15 protein-coding genes and 1 pseudogene are annotated in these 17,780 nt (G+C 68.5%); 7 read left to right on the top strand and 9 right to left on the bottom strand.

Going from position 1 to position 17,780, the window contains the following annotated elements; translation table 11 throughout:
• Positions 1 to 87 precede the first annotated feature (87 nt).
• Positions 88 to 336 carry a DUF4326 domain-containing protein gene (locus O7634_RS15655; RefSeq protein WP_278153982.1) on the top strand — a complete coding sequence of 83 codons (249 nt, stop codon included), beginning with the start codon at positions 88 to 90 and terminating at the stop codon, positions 334 to 336.
• Here O7634_RS15655 and O7634_RS15660 read toward each other — a convergent pair.
• From O7634_RS15660 to O7634_RS15670, 3 genes and pseudogenes are all read right to left on the bottom strand, one after another.
• Positions 326 to 1,210 carry a hypothetical protein gene (locus O7634_RS15660; protein WP_278150861.1) on the bottom strand — a complete coding sequence of 295 codons (885 nt, stop codon included), beginning with the start codon at positions 1,208 to 1,210 and terminating at the stop codon, positions 326 to 328. The two genes, O7634_RS15655 and O7634_RS15660, sit on opposite strands and share 11 nt — an antisense overlap.
• Positions 1,211 to 1,266: 56 nt before the next feature.
• Positions 1,267 to 1,893: pseudogene (locus O7634_RS15665) on the bottom strand (IS5 family transposase); the annotation flags it as partial.
• 267 nt (positions 1,894 to 2,160) lie between these two features.
• Positions 2,161 to 3,000 (bottom strand): helix-turn-helix transcriptional regulator, encoded by an 840-nt coding sequence (locus O7634_RS15670; protein ID WP_278150862.1) that lies wholly within the window; start codon positions 2,998 to 3,000, stop codon positions 2,161 to 2,163.
• A 229-nt stretch (positions 3,001 to 3,229) separates the two neighbouring features.
• Between O7634_RS15670 and O7634_RS15675 the strand changes: the two genes are divergently transcribed.
• Entirely contained in the window at positions 3,230 to 4,102 is an 873-nt protein-coding gene (locus O7634_RS15675) for an SDR family NAD(P)-dependent oxidoreductase (RefSeq protein WP_278150863.1), read from the top strand.
• Positions 4,103 to 4,325: 223 nt separating this feature from the next.
• Positions 4,326 to 4,745: a carboxymuconolactone decarboxylase family protein gene (locus O7634_RS15680; RefSeq protein ID WP_278150864.1), complete on the top strand. Its 420-nt coding sequence runs from the start codon at positions 4,326 to 4,328 to the stop codon at positions 4,743 to 4,745.
• A gap of 82 nt (positions 4,746 to 4,827) precedes the next feature.
• Here the strand turns inward: O7634_RS15680 and O7634_RS15685 are convergent, their stop codons facing one another.
• Both O7634_RS15685 and O7634_RS15690 read right to left on the bottom strand, forming a co-directional pair.
• Positions 4,828 to 4,965 (bottom strand): leucine zipper domain-containing protein, encoded by a 138-nt coding sequence (locus tag O7634_RS15685; protein ID WP_278150865.1) that lies wholly within the window; start codon positions 4,963 to 4,965, stop codon positions 4,828 to 4,830.
• 341 nt (positions 4,966 to 5,306) lie between these two features.
• Positions 5,307 to 6,056, bottom strand: coding sequence for an SDR family oxidoreductase (locus O7634_RS15690; RefSeq protein WP_278150866.1), 750 nt, complete (start codon positions 6,054 to 6,056; stop codon positions 5,307 to 5,309).
• Between the two features lie 128 nt (positions 6,057 to 6,184).
• Here O7634_RS15690 and O7634_RS15695 point away from each other — a divergent pair, with 128 nt between their 5' ends.
• Entirely contained in the window at positions 6,185 to 6,793 is a 609-nt protein-coding gene (locus O7634_RS15695) for a TetR/AcrR family transcriptional regulator (RefSeq protein WP_278150867.1), read from the top strand.
• A gap of 24 nt (positions 6,794 to 6,817) precedes the next feature.
• On the opposite strand, the gene O7634_RS15700 is transcribed toward O7634_RS15695, so the two are convergent.
• Both O7634_RS15700 and O7634_RS15705 read right to left on the bottom strand, forming a co-directional pair.
• Complete coding sequence (locus tag O7634_RS15700; protein WP_278150868.1) at positions 6,818 to 7,066, bottom strand: hypothetical protein; 249 nt, start codon at positions 7,064 to 7,066, stop codon at positions 6,818 to 6,820.
• A 253-nt stretch (positions 7,067 to 7,319) separates the two neighbouring features.
• Entirely contained in the window at positions 7,320 to 7,898 is a 579-nt protein-coding gene (locus O7634_RS15705) for a hypothetical protein (protein ID WP_278150869.1), read from the bottom strand.
• Between the two features lie 171 nt (positions 7,899 to 8,069).
• Between O7634_RS15705 and O7634_RS15710 the strand changes: the two genes are divergently transcribed.
• A complete protein-coding gene (locus O7634_RS15710; protein WP_278150870.1) occupies positions 8,070 to 8,669 on the top strand; it encodes a TetR/AcrR family transcriptional regulator in 600 nt (199 codons plus the stop codon).
• 58 nt (positions 8,670 to 8,727) lie between these two features.
• On the opposite strand, the gene O7634_RS15715 is transcribed toward O7634_RS15710, so the two are convergent.
• Both O7634_RS15715 and O7634_RS15720 read right to left on the bottom strand, forming a co-directional pair.
• Positions 8,728 to 9,960, bottom strand: a complete 1,233-nt coding sequence (locus O7634_RS15715) for a cellulose binding domain-containing protein (protein WP_278150871.1) — start codon at positions 9,958 to 9,960, stop codon at positions 8,728 to 8,730.
• 66 nt (positions 9,961 to 10,026) lie between these two features.
• Positions 10,027 to 11,142: a ricin-type beta-trefoil lectin domain protein gene (locus O7634_RS15720; protein ID WP_278150872.1), complete on the bottom strand. Its 1,116-nt coding sequence runs from the start codon at positions 11,140 to 11,142 to the stop codon at positions 10,027 to 10,029.
• 526 nt (positions 11,143 to 11,668) lie between these two features.
• Here O7634_RS15720 and O7634_RS15725 point away from each other — a divergent pair.
• Together O7634_RS15725 and O7634_RS15730 are read left to right on the top strand one after the other, a co-directional pair.
• Positions 11,669 to 14,653 carry a glycoside hydrolase family 3 protein gene (locus O7634_RS15725; protein ID WP_278150873.1) on the top strand — a complete coding sequence of 995 codons (2,985 nt, stop codon included), beginning with the start codon at positions 11,669 to 11,671 and terminating at the stop codon, positions 14,651 to 14,653.
• A gap of 384 nt (positions 14,654 to 15,037) precedes the next feature.
• Positions 15,038 to 17,734: a ricin-type beta-trefoil lectin domain protein gene (locus O7634_RS15730; protein WP_278150874.1), complete on the top strand. Its 2,697-nt coding sequence runs from the start codon at positions 15,038 to 15,040 to the stop codon at positions 17,732 to 17,734.
• The last annotated feature ends 46 nt before the right edge of the window (positions 17,735 to 17,780 follow it).

Consider the following 17,780-nt stretch of genomic DNA (forward strand, 5'->3'; position numbering starts at 1 on the left):
ATCCACGCGGGGCCGGTCGTCGCCGATTACGCTGGCGGCGTGGGGGAACAGCCTCGGGTTCGTGTCCAGGGGGATCTCTATCACCCGGTGGTACCACCGGGTGCCGTGTACGTGGGGCGGCAGGGGTTCGGGTTGCGGCGTTCTCCCTGGGCCAATCCGTTCAGCCTGCGGAAGCATGATCGGGCGGAGGCGTTACGCCTCTATCGGCAGTGGCTTGTGGGGCAGCCGGCCCTTGTTGACCGGGCGCGTCGGGAACTCGCGGGGAAGCAGTTGGCGTGCTGGTGCCGCGCCGAGGATCCGTGCCATGCCGACGTACTAGCCGACATCATCGGTTGACGTGCGGCCGGTGCCGAGCGGTGGGCCGTATCGGTGCGTAGACACCGCCGATGCTGAAGGACTGCGGTCTTGCCACCTGGTTGCCCACGTAGAAGGCGACGTCGCGGTCGGCGGCGCAGAGCTGGGTGAGGAACTTGTGCCTCAGCTGCTCCTCGGCCTCCGCGTCGGTGAGCTGGCCGAGGCGACGTTGCAGGGCGACGAACTCAGAGTCTCGGAGTGTCTGCTCGTGACCGCGGCAACGGCGGTCAGCGCATCGGTAGCGGTAGGTACCGGTGAAGCGCGGTGCATGAAGTGGGCTGCGCTTGGCCGGTTCCAGTAGGTCGAGCTGATCCAGGTAGCGAGCGATCTTCTTCCGATCCTCCGCCGACCAGCCGCGATGTCGTCTGACCTGGAGATCCGAGATGTCGGCCGCGCGAATCAGCGCGATCGATCGCGCGCTCCGGCCGCCGGGGGCCTGTGCGTTGAGCCGGCACATGGAGTCTTCGACGAGTGGATCGAGGAGGTGTCGACGCGACTGCCGGCTGGCGAGGTGCCGTTCGATGGCGATGGTGTCCACGATCGGCTTCCAGCTCTCGCGCCGTGGGTCGTCCCTGGCCGGCAGCGCGTCAACCTGGATGATGTCGTACTTGCGGAACGTGCCGTCGTCGCCGAGGTGCCGATGGTGGACCGGGTAGAGGCGAATCCAGCCCGTCCAGGGTGGGTCCATGCCCAGTGCCCCGACGCAGACCGTCTCCCCGTACCGCGCGGAGGGGATGGGTGCCGCCTTCACGGTGATCAGCAGGCGGAGTTTCGCTGGTCGTGTCAGGACCGGCTTCGGTCTCGGCTCTTCGTCGGTGCTCGGTCCCCACAATGGAAGCTGTTCCAACGGAACCACCTACATCGCTAGATGCAGCTGTAGAGGCACATTCAGTTACATAGACAGTCTCACATCTAGGCCGTGATTCGTAGGGCGCGAAGCCACTGGTTGATAGCGGCGATGGTGAGGGCGGCTTCGTAGCGCACGGCGAGTTTGTCGTACCTGGTGGCCATGGCGCGGTGTTGTTTGAGCTGGATGCCGCGCTCCACGGCGTGACGTAGGCGGTAGACCTCGGGGTCGAGGGCGGGCGGGCGTCCGCCTTGGGATCCTTTGGCCTTGCGGTGCGCGTCCTGGTTTGCCTTGCTCGGGATGCACGCGCGGATGCCCCGGGATCGCAGGTGGGCGTGGTTGGCCTTCGACGTGTACGCCTTGTCGGCCAACACGGTGTCGGGGCGGGTGCGTGGCCGGCCCTCACCGGCTCGGGGGATGCGGACCTTGGCCGACACGGGGATGAACTGAGGGCTGTCGCCGCGCTGTCCGGCGGTCACCACCAGGGCCATCAGTTTGCGGCCCTGCTCGCAGGCCAGATGGGTCTTCGTGGTCCAGCCGCCCCTCGATCGGCCGAGCCCGTGATCTGCCGGCTCGGCCTGCACCCCACCAGGAGGCTCCTTCTGCGCCTGGCCGTCGCGGCGGGCTCCCGCCGCGTGCTGGTGGGCGCGGCTGATGGTCGAGTCCACGCTCACCGTCCAGCCGACCAACCCCGCGGCGTCCGCCGGGCCTGCAACGAGGTGAGGTCGGTCATCCCTGCCCTGCTACCACCAGCAAGGGCGCGTCACCAACCACATCAAGCCGGGCACCCCACGAATTGCCGGGGCCCTGGCCGCCGGCCGTCTCCGCCAGCTTTTTTCACGCGTCCCATCCGCCCCAGGCCACATTTGTGATCGATCACGACGCGCACGACCCGGCCACGGGTCGGGTCTACAACCACGATGCCGGATTCGAGGCAGGGCATTTTCGAAACGGGGATTTCAAGCCACCGGCGCGTTCGCCCACTGGGCGAGCAACTTCAGTGCCTCGTGGGATGGGCTGTCTGGTTCGGCGGTGAACACCACGAGGTGCTGGTCGGACTTGCCGCTGACGTCGAATTGCTGCGAATCGAGGGTGAGCGGACCGACCAGTGGATGCTGGTAGATCTTGCGGCGCAGCGTGGCGCCGGTCACGAGGTGGCCGCCCCACCATGTGCGAAAGTTCGCGTCTTTGACGGAGAGAGTCCCGACAAGTTCGGCCAGGCGCTGATCGCTCGGGTAGTTCCGGGCCTCCATACGTAGATAGGCGACGCATTCCTGGGCGGCCCTGGCCCAGTCGGTGTTCAATTCCCGGTAACCCGGATCGAGAAAAGTGAGCCAGACAAGGTTCCGGTGCCGCTCCGGCAGTGCCCCATAATCGGTGAACAAGGCAGCGGCCAGGGGATTCCAGGCGAGGATGTCCAGTCTCCGGCCGAATACGTAGGCGGGAACTTCGTACAGGCTGTCGAGCAATCGCTGGGTCTGCGGGTCAACCCGCGACGTGGTCTGAGTACGGGATCCTGGGCGCTGTTTCGGCCCTGCAATTGAGTGCAAGTACTCCCGGCCGTCGCGGTCGAGACCAAGCGCGTCCGCGAGGGCGTCGAGGACTTCGGGTGACGCAGTGGTGACGCGTCCCTGCTCGAGCCGGGCCAGATAGTCCGCACTGACATTGGCCAGCTGGGCGACCTCTTCACGGCGCAGCCCGGGAACGCGGCGCCGCCGGCCGCCGCCGGGTAGGCCGACGTCGTCCGGCCGGATACGTGCACGACTGGCCCGCAGAAACTCGGCAAGCGGATTGCTCACGCTGGACTCCGGGCGTTTGGACATGAAACCCAAATTACCCCCGGGCCTCGGCGGATACCTGGGAATGTCTTTCCCATGATGAACTTTCCCATGAAGAACCGAACCTGGCCGGCCCGGTGAACCACCGTGACACTTGGCGCATAAGCAAGCCACCACTTGCCCGGACAGCGGCAAAGCCCATAGCGGGCACGGATGTCCGGGCCGGGACTAATGGGAGAGGAAGCCCTCCGTGTCGAAAACGATCGTGGTGACCGGTACCGCGACTGGAATGGGCCGGGCCATCGTCGAAAAGTTCGCCTCCGAAGGCTGGAACGTGGTCGCGACGGTCCGCAAGGAGGCCGACCTGACGGTGCACGATGGATTGGAGCGGGTCAGGACGCTGCTGCTGGACGTCGATGACGAGCAGGCGGCAGGGCCCTTCGCGCAAACCGCGGTGGAGCAGTTTGGACAGGTCGACGTCTTGGTCAACAATGCGGGTTTCTACCAGATGGGGCCGGTGGAGGTGAGCAGCATGGACCAGATCCACCGGCAGTTCCAGACCAACGTGTTCGGACTGATCGCGCTCAGCCGGGCCTTCCTGCCGATCTTCCGCGCCCAGCGCTCCGGAACGATCATCAACATCTCCTCGTTGACCGCCGAGCAGGGTTATCCGTACAGCGCCGTCTACGCCGCCTCCAAGGCAGCCGTGGCGGCGCTCAGCGAGGGGATGAGCCTGGAGGTGGCCGCCTTCGGCATCGCGGTCAAGGCCGTCCTGCCCGGACAGCACTCCACCCGCATCTTCACGAAGATCGACATTGCGCAGGACGTCCCTGCGGACTATCAGACTGGAATCGATGCGTTCTTCTCCAAGAACGCGCCAACCGGCTCCGACCCGTCGATTACCGCCGAAGTCGTGTATCGAGCCGCCGTCGACGGGGACAACACCAAGGTACGTTACTACTCCGCACCGGACTCGGCAGCCATTCCCAGGGCCAAGCAGATCCTGGGCACCGACGGCTACTGGGCGGAGTTCCGTACCGCCGTCCTCGCAGAGCCCAGCCCGCTGTTCACTGCGTTGATTCCGCGCCCGGGCGAGCATCCGATCGATTGGCAGATCTCCTGACCATGCGCTGACTCCGTCTTGGTAACAATCGGCCCGGTCGGCTGGCCGATCCCGGCAACCGCCACCGGGGCCGGCCAGCGGCCGTCAGCCATGGCTCCCACAGCGAGACGCTGCCCGGTCCCGACATGCGACTTGATCAGCTCGAGGGAGGTGACGATCCTCAGTCACCTTCGAGATGCCGGATCTCGCCTGCTTTGTCCTTATAGATGGAAGAGTGATTATCGTGACGACGAACCATCCGACAGACCCGGGATATGCCGCTGCGCTGGACACGGCTGAGCGTCTGCTGGGCTTCCGCTTGGAGCGCTTTCTTGGCGCCACGCCTGGTGAGCCGGCTAACAGCGCAGACTTCAAACGGATCGCGACGGTGCACGCCTTCGGCGACGTCTGGCCGCGCACCGAGCACCTAGATACACGGACGCGGGCGCTGGTGTCCGTCACCATCGCGGCGACACTCGGCGTCCTGGAGCCCCTCCGTGGTCAACTTCGCATCGCGCTCAACGCCGGCGCCGCCAAGGAAGAGATCGCCGAAGTCTTTCTTCAGGTCGCGGCCTACGCTGGCGTAGCACGCGCGTTCGACGGCTACCAGGTCGCGGCTCAGGTCTTCGCAGAGAACCCGGAACGCTCAGACCCTGGTAAGTAAGGGGTTCAGAGGTCAGGCCCGGTCCGGTTGGGCCGGGCCTGATCCCTTCCGGCCAGCGCCATGCGCCGGACGAAGTGCCGGTTCAGGTTTCGCGGCTCGCTGGGGTATCGATGCCGGTTGTGGAGACCAGGTCGAAGTCCAACCGCCGGCCCTGGTCAACGACACGCGTGACGAGCAGCCGCCGGCCATGGATGGTCAGCCGGGCATTACGGTGGGCCATGAGACCTCCGGTTTCGTGTGGGCGTCAGCACCTCACACCTCGCCGGAGGTCTCGCCTCATCTCAAGTCGCCACGCCGTCAACAACCCTCATGGGCACTACAGCTAGCGGTTGGCACCCAGCGGCCGCAGACGCTGGGTCAGCACGGGCACGTGGGACCCATGAACACGACATAGGCGAAGCTCTTAATCCGCGGGTTCGGGGTTCGAGTCCCTGGCGGCGCACCAACGAGATAGGCCCTGGCCCGGAGTAACCGGGTCGGGGCCTTTTTGGTTCCCGCTTCGCCGCACCGGGCGGGCAGCTCCCGACGGTGCCGGGAGCTGCCCGCCTTGTGCCGTCTCCGTCAGACGGCCACCGGGGGCTTCGGAGGCTCGACCGCGGTGAGGCCGCCGTCGACGGGAATGGTGGCACCGTTGATGTACGAGCCGCCCGGACCGGCGAGGAAAGCGATCACCTCGGCGAGTTCCTCGGGCTGGCCGACGCGGCGCAGCGGGATGAGGTTGATGTAGCGGTCCAGCCAGACCGGGCCGACGCTGGTGTACGTCGGGCCGGGCTGAACCGCGTTGACCCGGACGCCGGACGGGCCGTACTCGGCGGCCCAGGCGCGGGTGATGGCGTTGATCGCGCCCTTGGTGGCGACGTAGACGGCGTTGTTCTCGTCACCCATCACGGCGGAGCCGCTGCTGATGTTGATGATGCTGCCGTGGCCGCGCTCTGCCATCTTGGGGGCCAGGGCGGCGGTCAGCAGGAAGGCCGCGCGGAGGTTGCTGTCGAGCAACGTGTCGTACTGGTCGGCGGTCACGTCGGCGCTCGGGCCGAAGATGTTCGCTGCGGCCCCGTTGACCAGCACGTCCACGTCCCCGGCGTCCCGGGCCAGCCGGGCCACGTCGTCCCGGTTGGTCAGGTCGGCGGCGACGAACCGGGCCTGGCCGCCGTCGGCTTTGATCTTTTCGACCACCGAGGCCCCGCGCTGGGCGTCGCGGCCGGTAACCACCACGCTGGCCCCCGCGGCGGCCAGGCGCAGAGCTGTCGCCCGGCCGATACCGCTGGTGCTGCCGGTGATCAGGGCCGTCTTGCCAGTGAAATCGCTCATGTCCCACTCTCTTCGGACGATGCCGTCGCAGCGGCACGTGCCAGCGGATAGTTCTGTACCGACCGATCGGTACGGAAGTACGGTAGCACATCTGAATCGATCGGTACGGAAGTGGTAAGCTCGATCACGTGACCATCCGACGGAGCACGCCGACCGGCCGACCGAGGGGCTTCGACGCCGACCGGGCTCTCGACAACGCGATGCGTGTCTTCTGGGAGCAGGGCTATGAGGGTGCGAGCTTGGCCGACCTCACCAAGGCCATGGGCATCAACCGCACGAGCATGTACGCGGCGTTCGGCAACAAGGAAGAGCTGTTTCGCAAGGCTTGGGCGCGCTATGCGGCCGGGCCGGCCTCGTATGGCGCCGAGGCGCTGGCCGAGCCGACCGCCCAGCGGGTGGCCACGGTGTTCCTCCAGGGCGCGGTCCGCAGTGCCACCCTGCCCGACTACCCGGCTGGCTGCCTCAGCCTCCGGGCCTCGCTGATCGGTGGCGACGACGGGCAGGTGATCCGCGAGCTGCTGTCCACCTCGCGCCAGGAGACCTACGACCAGCTCACGAAACGGTTCGAGCGAGCCGTCGACGAGGGCGACCTGTCCCCGGAGACCTCCCCGGCCCAACTGGCGCGATACGTCATGACGATCGCCAACGGCGTCGCTGTTCAGGCCGCCGGTGGCGCCGAGCGCGCCGAGCTCGAGCTGGTGATCGACGCCGCCCTGCGAAACTGGCCGCCCGTCTAGGCCCTGGCTCCTCCACTACTCCCTTCAGTGTCTCGGATGCCGCAGCGCCGGCGTCTCGTTGTTCGTGGGACGCGCCGCGCCCGGGGTGCGTGCCGGCCCGGTTCTCCGGGTGCACCACCAGACGATGGCCGTGATCACGATGATGGCGACGGTGGGAACGATCTGGTAGGGCGAGCCGACTCCGTCCGAGCGGTCCTGCGTCGCGGTACCGAGATCGACCCGCAGTGCGGCGGCCAGCACGAGGGTGAACGTGTTGAGCACGGCGTGGAGCATGACGGAGACCTCGAGACCGCCGGTGCGCCAGGTGATGATGGCGAGTCCGGTCCAGAGCGCCAGGTAACCAGACGATGAGGTACGGATCGGTCGCGCCGTGGAGAGCTGTGAAGAGGAAGCTCGCCGATGCGGCGTTTGTCGCCGGCAAGTACCCGGTGGTACTCCACTCCGGTCGTGCTGGGCGGCTCGCTGCGGTCCGGGGTGCGAGGCCGGCTCGTGTGGGTGAAGGTCATGGGATTTCCTTGCGGGAAGGTCACTTGCCGGCCTGGTCGACAAAGCCGTAGCGCAGGCGCAGGGCCCGCTCGGTGCTCGCCAGAATCGCACCGACGGCGAGGGCGAAGTTGAGCCAGATCGGCAGATGGACGGGCAAGTCGAGATGTCCGGTGCGCTCGGCGACTGCGGGGATCCGCGAGATCGGCTCGGCGAGTTGCAGCAGGTTCAGTCCTGCTCCGCCGAGCAGAACCAGCATCGAGAGGAGACCGACCGAGCGACTCAGCGCTCGGTGGTCGTGTTCCAGGCGAGCGCGGCGCCCCTCGGCGGTCCTCGGATCGGGGATCAGTGGGTGTGTTCGGCCGGCGGTGGGGACGTAGTGGCAGCGCTTGATTCCGAAGGCGCTGACGGCCACCTCGATGGTGCCGCCCTCGACCGGGAACGCCGCCGGAAGCTTCGATGCGGCGAGGTGCCTGCCCTCGAGGTACAGGTGTGCCTTCGCCCTGCCGCTGCCCGAATCGGCCCGGTACGGAAGGTCGACCGCGTACGCCAGTCGCCGGCCGTCCCTCCGGGTTAACGGCAGGTGGAACAGCGTTCGGAAGGGCAACTGCCACCAGCGCACCGGTTTCAACGTCCGGCCGTCCCCGACCTCGATGCGCGCGGCCGCTCTGCGTCGCCGCCACTTTTCGATCATGTTTTCTCGCTGCCCCCGCCCTCGTCGCACGCACTAACACACTGTGCTAGTGGCGACGGTAGCACAGTGTGTTAGTAGAGTGGTCGAGGAGGTGGAACGGTGACTCAGGGAGAAGAGACCACCGGCTCGCGGGAGAAGATCCTCGCCGCTGCGGCGGCGATGCTCGCCGAGGATGTGATGGCGAGGTTGAGCGTGCGAGCGGTCGCCGCGCGCGCCGGGGTGAGCACGGGCTCGCTCAGGTTCCACTTTCCGACTCAGCGGGAGCTGAAGGACGCGGTGCTGTCCCGGATCTACACGCAGGTGTTCCCGGACAGCCCGATCCACGACCGGTCGCTCCCGGCGCGGGATCGGCTGGTCAGCTGTCTGCGCCAGGTACTCGCCCCCGCCGGGGTCGGGGCGCGGGCCCGTGCGGCGTGGACCCTGGCGTACCAGGCGTTCATCGCGTCCGAACCGACGGAGCAGGTGCGTGCGGAGTACCTCGCGGTGGAGCGCGGAGGATGGCAACGTGTCGAGTACTGGCTGTCGGTTCTGGCTGACGAGGGCGCACTACCCAAGGAAGACCACGCCCGCCGGATCAAGTTCCTGCTGACCGTTCTCAACGGGTTGTCGATCGAGCGGGCCCTACCCGCCGAGGACTCCATCCTGGAGACCGAGACCGAAACCCTCTACCTAGCCGTTGACTCCGTCCTCAGGTCCTGAACCAGGGGCCGCGCCCCCGACCGGGTGCTGGTCGAGGGCGCGGCGGTCCCGCCTCAGGTCACGGGCTGAGGCAGGTCGGCGCTGGGACGCTGCCCGCTGTTCCGGAACCGAGGAGGCCGAAGCTCGTGCTGGCGTTGGCGGCGAGCGCGCCGTTGTAGGACGCGTTGCGGACTGTCGCTGTCGAGCCGCTGGTGCTCAGGGCGCCGTTCCAGACCTGGCTGATGGTCTGGCCGTTGCCCAGGCTCCATCCGACGGTCCAGCCGTTGATCGCGGCGGCGCCGGCGGTCACGGTGACCTCGGCCTGAAAGCCGCCGGACCACGAGTTGACGGTGCGGTAGGTGGCCGTGCAGTCGGCGTCGGAGGGCGGTGGCGGGGTGGTGGTGGGTGGTGACGTCGGGCCGTCCGGCGGCACCAGGGGGCAGGTGGCGGAGTACCGCGAGACGCCGGTGCGGTCCGCCAACGGGCAGAGGAACGGCGTGTACCGCGTGTCGTTGTCGAGGAACGTCTTGAGCCAGGGGATCAGGACGCGCATCTCGGTCGGGTTCGGCCTGGTGAAGGAGAGATGGTCGTTGCCGGCCAACTCCGCCCAGGCGTGCTCCACCGTGGCGGGCAGCGAGTTGTGGATGCCCTGCACGTAGGAGGGCGTCACCGTGCCGTCGTTCTGCCCGGAGATGAGCATTGTGGGAACCTGGGTGGTGGACATGTTCAGGCTGTTTCCCGGCGCTCCGGGCGCCAGACCGACAGCCGTTCTCAGGGTCGGCCGCCGCAGGGCGGCGAGCAGCGTTCCGGCCCCGCCCGCCGAGTGGCCCATGACGCCCAGGCGGTCGGGGTCGACCCGGTTCCGCACCGTACTGGTCCGGGTCAGGTAGTCCAGCGCGGCGAGCAGCTGGGTGGCCCGGGCGTCGGCGCCGTCGGTGCGGCTGTTCGTCTCGATGCCGAGCACGACGAACCCGAAGGACGCCAGCCAGGGGCCCATCCAGGCCTCCTCGTTGGCGAACAGGGCGGAGTAGCCGGGCACGATCGCGATCGCGCCCCAGGTGCCCAGGCTGGTGTCGGTCGGGTAGTAGACGTACCCGCCGTTGAAGCCGTTGCCGGCCGGGACCGTCGCCTGGGTGGTGGCGAACGGCCCGCGGGTGGCGGCGATGCTTGCCGGGGTCGGGTCGGGGCCGCGCTGGTACGGGCTGTCGGCGACCGCCGCGTCCCGCGTCGTCGTCGCCAACGCCAGGCCGAGGACGACCGCGAGGCCGGCCGTGAGCCATCTGACCGGCGTACGGTGTGGTGGCGTTTTCACTTCCGCGTTCTCCTTCGGTTCGGGGCGCGCGTGCGGTGGTGGGAGGTGGTGTCCGCGTCCCGTCCGTCAGCGGCGGATCCACTGCTGGTTGGTCTGGCCGGTGCAGGTCCAGAGGACGAGCTTGGTGCCGTTGCCGGTGCCCTGGTTCACCGGGTCCAGGCAGAGGCCGGACTGCACCCCGGTGATGGTGCCGTTGGCGTTGACGTTCCACTGCTGGTTGGTGCCGCCGTGGCAGTCGTAGATGGTGACCAGGGTTCCGGGAGAGGTGCCATAGCCGGCGGCGTCGAGGCACTTGTTGCCGTAGACGGTGAGCGCCTTGCCGCTGGTGTAGGTCCACCGCTGGTTCGTGCCGCCGTGGCAGTCCCACAGCTGCACTTGGAGACCGTTGGTGGTGGACGAGCCGGGGACGTCGACGCACCTGTTGGACAACGCGCCCACGATGGCGGTGGTGGTCTGGCCGCCGCCGGTGCCGGGCTCGCCGATGCTGCCGGGCACCGACTGGAGGGCGCTGTACCAGCGGGCCGCCATCTTGTCGTAGCCGCCGGACGTGGGGTGGATGCCGTCGATCAGGTCGGCGGTGGTGAGCGCGCTGTACATGTCGACGAGGTGCACCCGTTTGCCGGCGTTCACCTTGCTCTGCACGATGCCGGGAATGGCCGCGTTGAAGGTGCGGACGGCCGCCGCCTGGTTGCTGTTGGAGAGCGGGATGAGCTGCGCCACGAACACCTCGGCGTTGGGCGCGGTGGTGGTGATCCGGTCGATCAGCGTGGAGAGCCGGTTCGGCGCGCCGCTCACGTTGTAGTTCTGCAGGATGTCGTTGGTGCCGATGTGCAGCAGCACGGTCTGCGGGCGTTGGGTGTTCAGCCAGTTGACGATGTTGGCGTCGATCTGGTCGATGCGCCAGCCGGGATGCCCCTGGTGGTCGTGGTCACCCAGACTGCCGGGCCCGTTGAACTGCGAGCCGACGAAGTCCACCGTGTAGCGGCCGTTCACCAGACGCTGCCACAGCCCGATGCGGTATCCGCCGGGTACCTGGGTGCCCTCGGTGATGGAGTCGCCCAGCGGCATCACCCGGACCCCGCCGTTGGACTCCGCGCTGGCCGGGCTGCCGGGGGTCAGCACCCCGGCGACCATCATGCCGAGCGCGGCGAGCGTCGCGAGCCATCGTGCCCTCGTTCGCATGGTTCTCTCCCTTGGATCGATCGAGCAGGCCGAGGGCGTGGCCGGTCGGTGGCGGCCACCACGGCACGACGACGGCCCGTTCGGGGAACGGGCCGGCCGGACCGGGCAGCCGCCGGTCGCCGGGCGATGCCCGGCACGCGCCGATCGTCATGTCGGCACGGCGATGCCGCCTCAGCACTGGGACGAGTGTGAGCGTTAACAACGAAGATTGTAAATTCTTTGGGTCGGCCAGGTCCAGCGGGACCGGCAGCCGGGTGCCCCAACCGCGGGCCCGAGAGCGGTACGCGGTGGCGACGCGGCCGGCGAAGATCGGCGCCCAGCCGGCGTAGGTGCCGGGACGGTTGCCCATTCAATCGGCGCGCATCTATAGTTTCGCGAATCGCGACATTCATGGCCGTGGTGACGCGGCCGGATCGTCGAAGCGCTTCGACGATCCGTCGTTCAGGCCCGTCAGCCGGGTGTCGAGCCTGGCCACGCCGGTCTCGGCGCTGTCTGGCGCCGGTCGTACGACATGAGGAGAAACCGCATGCGGAACTGGCGCCTTCGGCGCGGAATCACCGCGCTCGCGCTCGCCCTGCTGGCCCTACCGGCCGTTCCCGGCACCGCGCTCGCCGAGCCCACCTATCCGTTCCGAGATCCGCACCTGCCGGTGCACGCCCGGGTCGACGACCTGCTCGGGCGGCTGACCCTGGACGAGAAGATCTCCTGGCTGCACCAGTACCAGCCGGCCGTGCCCCGGCTGGGCATCGGCCTGTTCAAGACCGGCACCGAGGCGCTGCACGGGGTGGCCTGGTCGACCGACATCGACAACAACGGCGCGGTGGTCAAGGCGCGCGGCACCACCTTTCCGCAGCCGGTGGGGATGGCGAGCACCTGGAATCCCGACCTGGTCCGGCGGGTGGGCTCCGCCGTCGGCGACGAGGCGCGCGGTTACCACGCGCAGAACCCCCGGGTGTGGGGCCTCAACCTCTGGGCGCCGGTGGTGAACCCGCTGCGCGATCCCCGGTGGGGCCGCAACGAGGAGGGCTACTCGGAGGACCCGCTGCTCACCGGCGCGATCTCCACCGCGTACGGCACGGGGATGACCGGTGGCGACCCGAACCACCTGAAGACCGCTCCGACCCTCAAGCACTACCTGGCCTACAACAACGAGGTGCGGCGGGACGTCACCTCGTCGAACGTGCCTCCACGGGTGCTCAACGAGTACGACCGCGCGGCCTTCGAGCCGGCCATCGCCGCCAACGCGGCGACCGGGATGATGGCCGCGTACAACCTGGTCAACGGACGCCCGGCGACCGTCGACCCGGACCTCGACACGGTGGTACGCGGCTGGACCGACCAGCGGCTGATGCACGTCACCGACGCCTGGGCGCCGAACAACCTGGTCAACTCCCAGAAGTACTACGGCACCCAGGCGGAGGCGAACGCGGCGATCATCAAGGCCGGCCTCAGCAGCTTCATCACCGACGACACCAACGCCCAGCCGACGGTCACCGCCATCCGGCAGGCCCTCGCCAGCGGCCTGATCAGCGAGGGAGACATCGACACCCGGATCAGGGACATCCTGACCATCCGGTTCCGGCTCGGTGAGTTCGACCCGGGCGGCGGCCGCTACGGCGGCATCAATCCGGACGTCATCAACAGCCCCCAGCACCAGCGCCTCGCCCGGCAGGCCGCCGGCGAGGCGATGGTGCTGTTGAAGAACTCGCGCCGGGCGCTACCGCTGGACCCGGCCCGGACCCGCAGTGTGGCGGTGCTCGGCCCGCTGGCCGACACCCTCTACTCCGACTGGTACGGCGCCGACCTGCCGTACCAGGTGACGGCGCTCGACGGCATCCGCGAACGGTTGGGCGACAGGGCCAGGGTGAGCGGGCTCGACGGGGCGGACCGGATCGCGCTGAAGGTGGTGGAGACCGGTCGGTACGTCTCGGCCACCGGCACCACCGACGCCGACCGGGTCCTCGGGACCGGCGCCGCGCCGGCGCCCGTCGCCCAGTTCGACGAGGTCGACTGGGGGCAGGGCGTGGTGACGTTGCGCAACGCCGCCAACGGCCGCTACCTCGGCTACAACTGGGGGCCGTTCGTCACCCGCGACGAGCAACCGAACGGCTGGTACGTGCAGCAGCAGTTCAAACTGGAGCCGCGGTCCGACGGGACCGTGGTGCTGCGGTACGCCGGCTACGAGACCAAGGAGAGCTGGTTCGGGGTCAACACGTACGTCACTGTTGGCGACGACGGCGCGCTCACGCTCGGCGCGGCGACCCCGGACGCCGCCACCCGCTTCAGCCGCGAGGTCATCAGCAGCGGAATCGACCGGGCGGTGGCGGCGGCGAAGGCGGCGGACACCGCGGTGCTCGTCGTCGGCAGCAACCCGTTCATCAACGGCCGGGAGGCGCACGACCGGTCGTCGACGGCGCTCAGCGCCGGGCAGGAGGCGCTGGTCAAGGCCGTGACCACCGCCAATCCGCGGACGGTGCTGGTGCTCCAGACCAGTTACCCGGTCACCACCGCCTGGGCGCAGGAGAACGTGCCGGCCATCGTCTGGACCACCCACGCGGGCGCGGAGACCGGGCACGCCGTCGCCGACGTCCTGTTCGGCGACCGCAACCCGTCTGGTCGGCTCACCCAGACCTGGTACCGCTCGGACGCGCAGCTCCCACCCGACCTGCTGGAGTACGACATCATCTCGTCGGGGCAGACCTACCTCTACAGCACCGCGAAGCCGCTTTACCCGTTCGGGCACGGGCTGTCGTACACCCGTTTCCGGTACGGCCAGCTGCGTACCGGCGGCCAGGCTGTCGGGGCCGACGGCACCATCACGGCCAGCGTCGACGTGACGAACGTCGGTGACCGGGCCGGGTCCGAGGTGGTCCAGCTCTACGCCCACCAGCGCACCTCGCGGGACGTGACGCCGCTGCGCCAGCTCAGGGCGTTCCAACGGGTGGAACTCGCGCCGGGGCAGACCCGGACGGTGACGCTGCGGCTGCCGGCCGCCGACCTCGCGCACTGGGACGTCACCAGGGACCGGTGGGTGGTCGAGTCGTCCACGTACGACCTGCTGGCCGGCTCGTCCGTCGGGGACATCCGGGCCCGGGCGGCGGTGCGGGTGCGCGGCGAGACGATTCCGGCGCGTGACCTGTCCAGGCTCACCCGGGCCGAGAACTTCGACAGGTACGCGGGGGTCCGGCTGGTCGACGAGTCGAAGGTGCGCGGTACGGCCGTGGGCGCCACAGCGGCCGGTCAGTGGATCTCCTTCGACGGTTCCGCCCTCCGTGCCGGCGCGCGCACCTTCACCGCGACGGTCGCCAGGGCCGGCGCGGACGCCGGCGCCATCCAGATCCGACTGGGATCGCCCACCGGGCGACTGCTGGGCACGGTCGGGGTGCCCAGCACCGGAGACGACTACCGGTACGTCAGCGTCAGCACCGAGTTGACCCGGGCGGTCGGCGCCGGGGACGTGTTCCTGGTGTTCGACTCCCCGCTGCGGCTGGCGACCTTCGCCATCCGGTGACGGAGTCCGGGCCGGGGCGGACGTCGCGCCCCGGCCCGTGGCCCGCGCGTGCCCTGGTCACCGCCTGTTTCCGGCGACGGCGCCTGGCCTGCCGGCGGTGCCCGGTCACCGCGTCGGCGGCAATCATCCGATGACCCCTGGATGAGGCCCGCCGACATTGATCGTTATGCCGGCTTCATCCCTAATAGCATATAGACGTCCGGCGATTGACGGTTGCATTCATCACACGTGTGACCTACGCTTCGAAAAGATTTCGAGTCGATTAACACGAGAGTGCGGTCGGGCGACGAAAAGCCCTGCCGGCCCTGATGGCGTCGCTGTTTCCGTACTCATCGTTCGATACGCACGGGGTCCCCTGCCGACGGCACATGAGAGGAACAGTACGTGAGGTCAATCGTGTCCACCGCTCGAACGTCAGTGCTGGCGGTGGCGGCTCTCGTTGCCGCCACTCTGCCGGCCGTGCTGACCAATCAACTGCCGGCCTCGGCCGCGGTCCAGGCGACCTACTACGTGGCCCCCGACGGCAACGACGCCAACCCCGGCACACTGGCGTCTCCATTCCGGACGGTCCAGCGTGCGCGTGACGTGGTCCGCACCATCAACACCAACATGACCGGCGACATCAACGTCTACCTGCGCGGCGGCAGCTATCCGATCAGCAGCACCGTCGAGTTCGGCGCCGGTGACTCCGGGACCAACGGCTACCGGATCAGCTACGCCGCCTACACCGGTGAGGCGCCGGTCCTCGACGGCGGCGTCCAGGTGACCGGGTGGACCCAGCACAGCGGAAACATCTGGAAGGCGCCACTGAGCCGCACCAACAAGCTCCGGGCGCTCTACGTCAACGACAAGCGCGCGTTCATGGCGTCGAAGACGGTCAGCTCGGGCGGTTGCTACGGGACGTACACCGTCACCGCCGGCCAGGCGCCCTGGGCCTGGGAGTCCGGCTCGCAGTGCGCCGGGTCCCGGTACAGCCAGAGCGACTTCCCGGCCGTCGCCCGCAACCAGGACGACATCGAGATCGAGACGGGCACGACCTGGACCACGGCGATCGTTGGCGTCCGGCAGGTGACGACCGACGGCAGCAGCCGGGTCGCCCTGTTCCAGCAGCCGGGCGCGGCCATCGCTCAGGGCGCCTTCAACGGCAACGCCCAGGTCGGCGGCACCCACAAGCTGATGAACGCGTACGAGTTCCTGGACGCGCCCGGTGAGTTCTACTTCGACAAGGGCACCCAGACGGTCTACTACTACAAGGCCAGCTCGGAGAACATGTCGACGGCGACGGTGTACGCGCCGAACAACGTCACCACTGTGTTGCGGGTCGCGGGCACCTCGACGACCAGCCACGCGCGCAACATCACGTTCTCCGGTCTGACCGTGCGGCACTCCGACTGGAACCTGTTCACCGTCGCCGGGTCGTCCTTCAAGCAGGCCCAGCAGGGCAACCTCGGCGCGCAGGTGTACGCCAAGGGCAACTTCCACGTCTACTACTACCGCAACGTGGACGTCACACCCGCCATCGTCCAGGTGCAGAACGCCGACGGGATCCTCCTGCAACGCAACCGGATCCAGCACACCGGCGCGGACGGCGTCAACATGGTCAACGACGTGCAGGGCTCACAGTTGATCGGGAACCACACGAGCGACATCGCCGGGTCCGCCATCACCATCGGTCATCCCCAGCACGTCTTCATCGGTGACGGCACGTCGAGCAACAACGAGAAGTACTCCCCGCAGGTCGAGGGGCTGCCGAAGAACATCGACATCAAGAACAACTACCTGTACGACAGCGCCGTCCTGTTCAACGGGCACAGCCCCATCTCCGCGTACTTCGCCGACACCCTGACGATCCAGCGCAACCGGATCGAGAAGGCACCCTGGTCCGGCATCACCCTCGGCTGGGGCTGGTGGAACTTCGACGGCTCGTCGGGCTCGATCGCGCCCAACCGGCCCACGACCACGGCGCGGAACAACACCATCAGCCACAACCACATCATCGACACGGTGCAGCGCCTCAGCGACACGGCGCCGATCTACACGCTTGGCAGCCAGCCCGGGACGACGATCACCAACAACTACCTCCAGGGCGTCCCCTCCGGCCACAAGTACGGCCTGCACCCGGACGAGGGCTCGGCGTTCATCACGTTCCGGGACAACGTCCTGAGCATCGACAAGAACGTCACCTGGATGATCAATTCCGACGACTTCGGTCGGAAGCACGACCTGAGCATCACCCAGATCTACGGGCCGATCAACAAGGTGTCGAACAAGAACCTGCCGAACAGCACTGTCGCCGACATCCTCGTCTCCTCCGACTACGTCTGGCCGGCGCCGGCGTACGCCATCGCGGCGAACTCCGGCCTGGAGGACGCGTACCGGGACATCATCCCGGCGGCCACCTTCTCCGCGCCCAACTACGTCCTGCCGGCGAGCACGTTCGTCACCAGCGCGACGGCGACGATCCCGATCCGGAGCACCGGCGACGCCACCAGGTCGGTGTGGCTCGCGCCCTCCGGCACCACCACCTTCGCCGCCGGGCCGACGATGACCAGGGCGGGCGGCACCGCCACGTCCATCGCCGTGCCGACCAACCAGGGGGAGTACCGGCTGTTCGTCGTGGACGCCCAGGGCAACCGGTCGGCGGAGTCGACCTCCATCGTCCGGCAGCAGCAGGGCGGCGGCACCGGCACCGGCAGCGGGCAGCTCGTGGGCGGCCAGTCCGGCCGCTGCGTGGACGTGCCCAACTCGACCACCACCAACGGCACCCAGGTCCAGCTCTACGACTGCTCCGGCGGCACCAACCAGCGGTTCACCCACACCAGCGGCAGGCAACTGACGGTGTACGGCACCAAGTGCCTGGACGCGTCCGGAGCGGGCACCGCCAACGGCACCGCGGTCATCATCTGGGACTGCCACGGCGGGACCAACCAGCAGTGGAACGTCAACGCCAACGGCACCGTGACCAACGTCCAGTCCGGGCTCTGCCTCGACGCCAACGGCGCCGCCACCGCCAACGGCACGAAGGTCATCCTCTGGGCCTGCAACGGTGGCACCAACCAGCAGTGGACGCTGCGTAGCTGAGCGCCACCGGAACCCCGGGGCCAGGCCGACACGGGCCTGGCCCCGG

Origin of the sequence: Micromonospora sp. WMMD1120 (genome assembly GCF_029626235.1) — a bacterium.
Lineage (GTDB): Bacteria > Actinomycetota > Actinomycetes > Mycobacteriales > Micromonosporaceae > Micromonospora.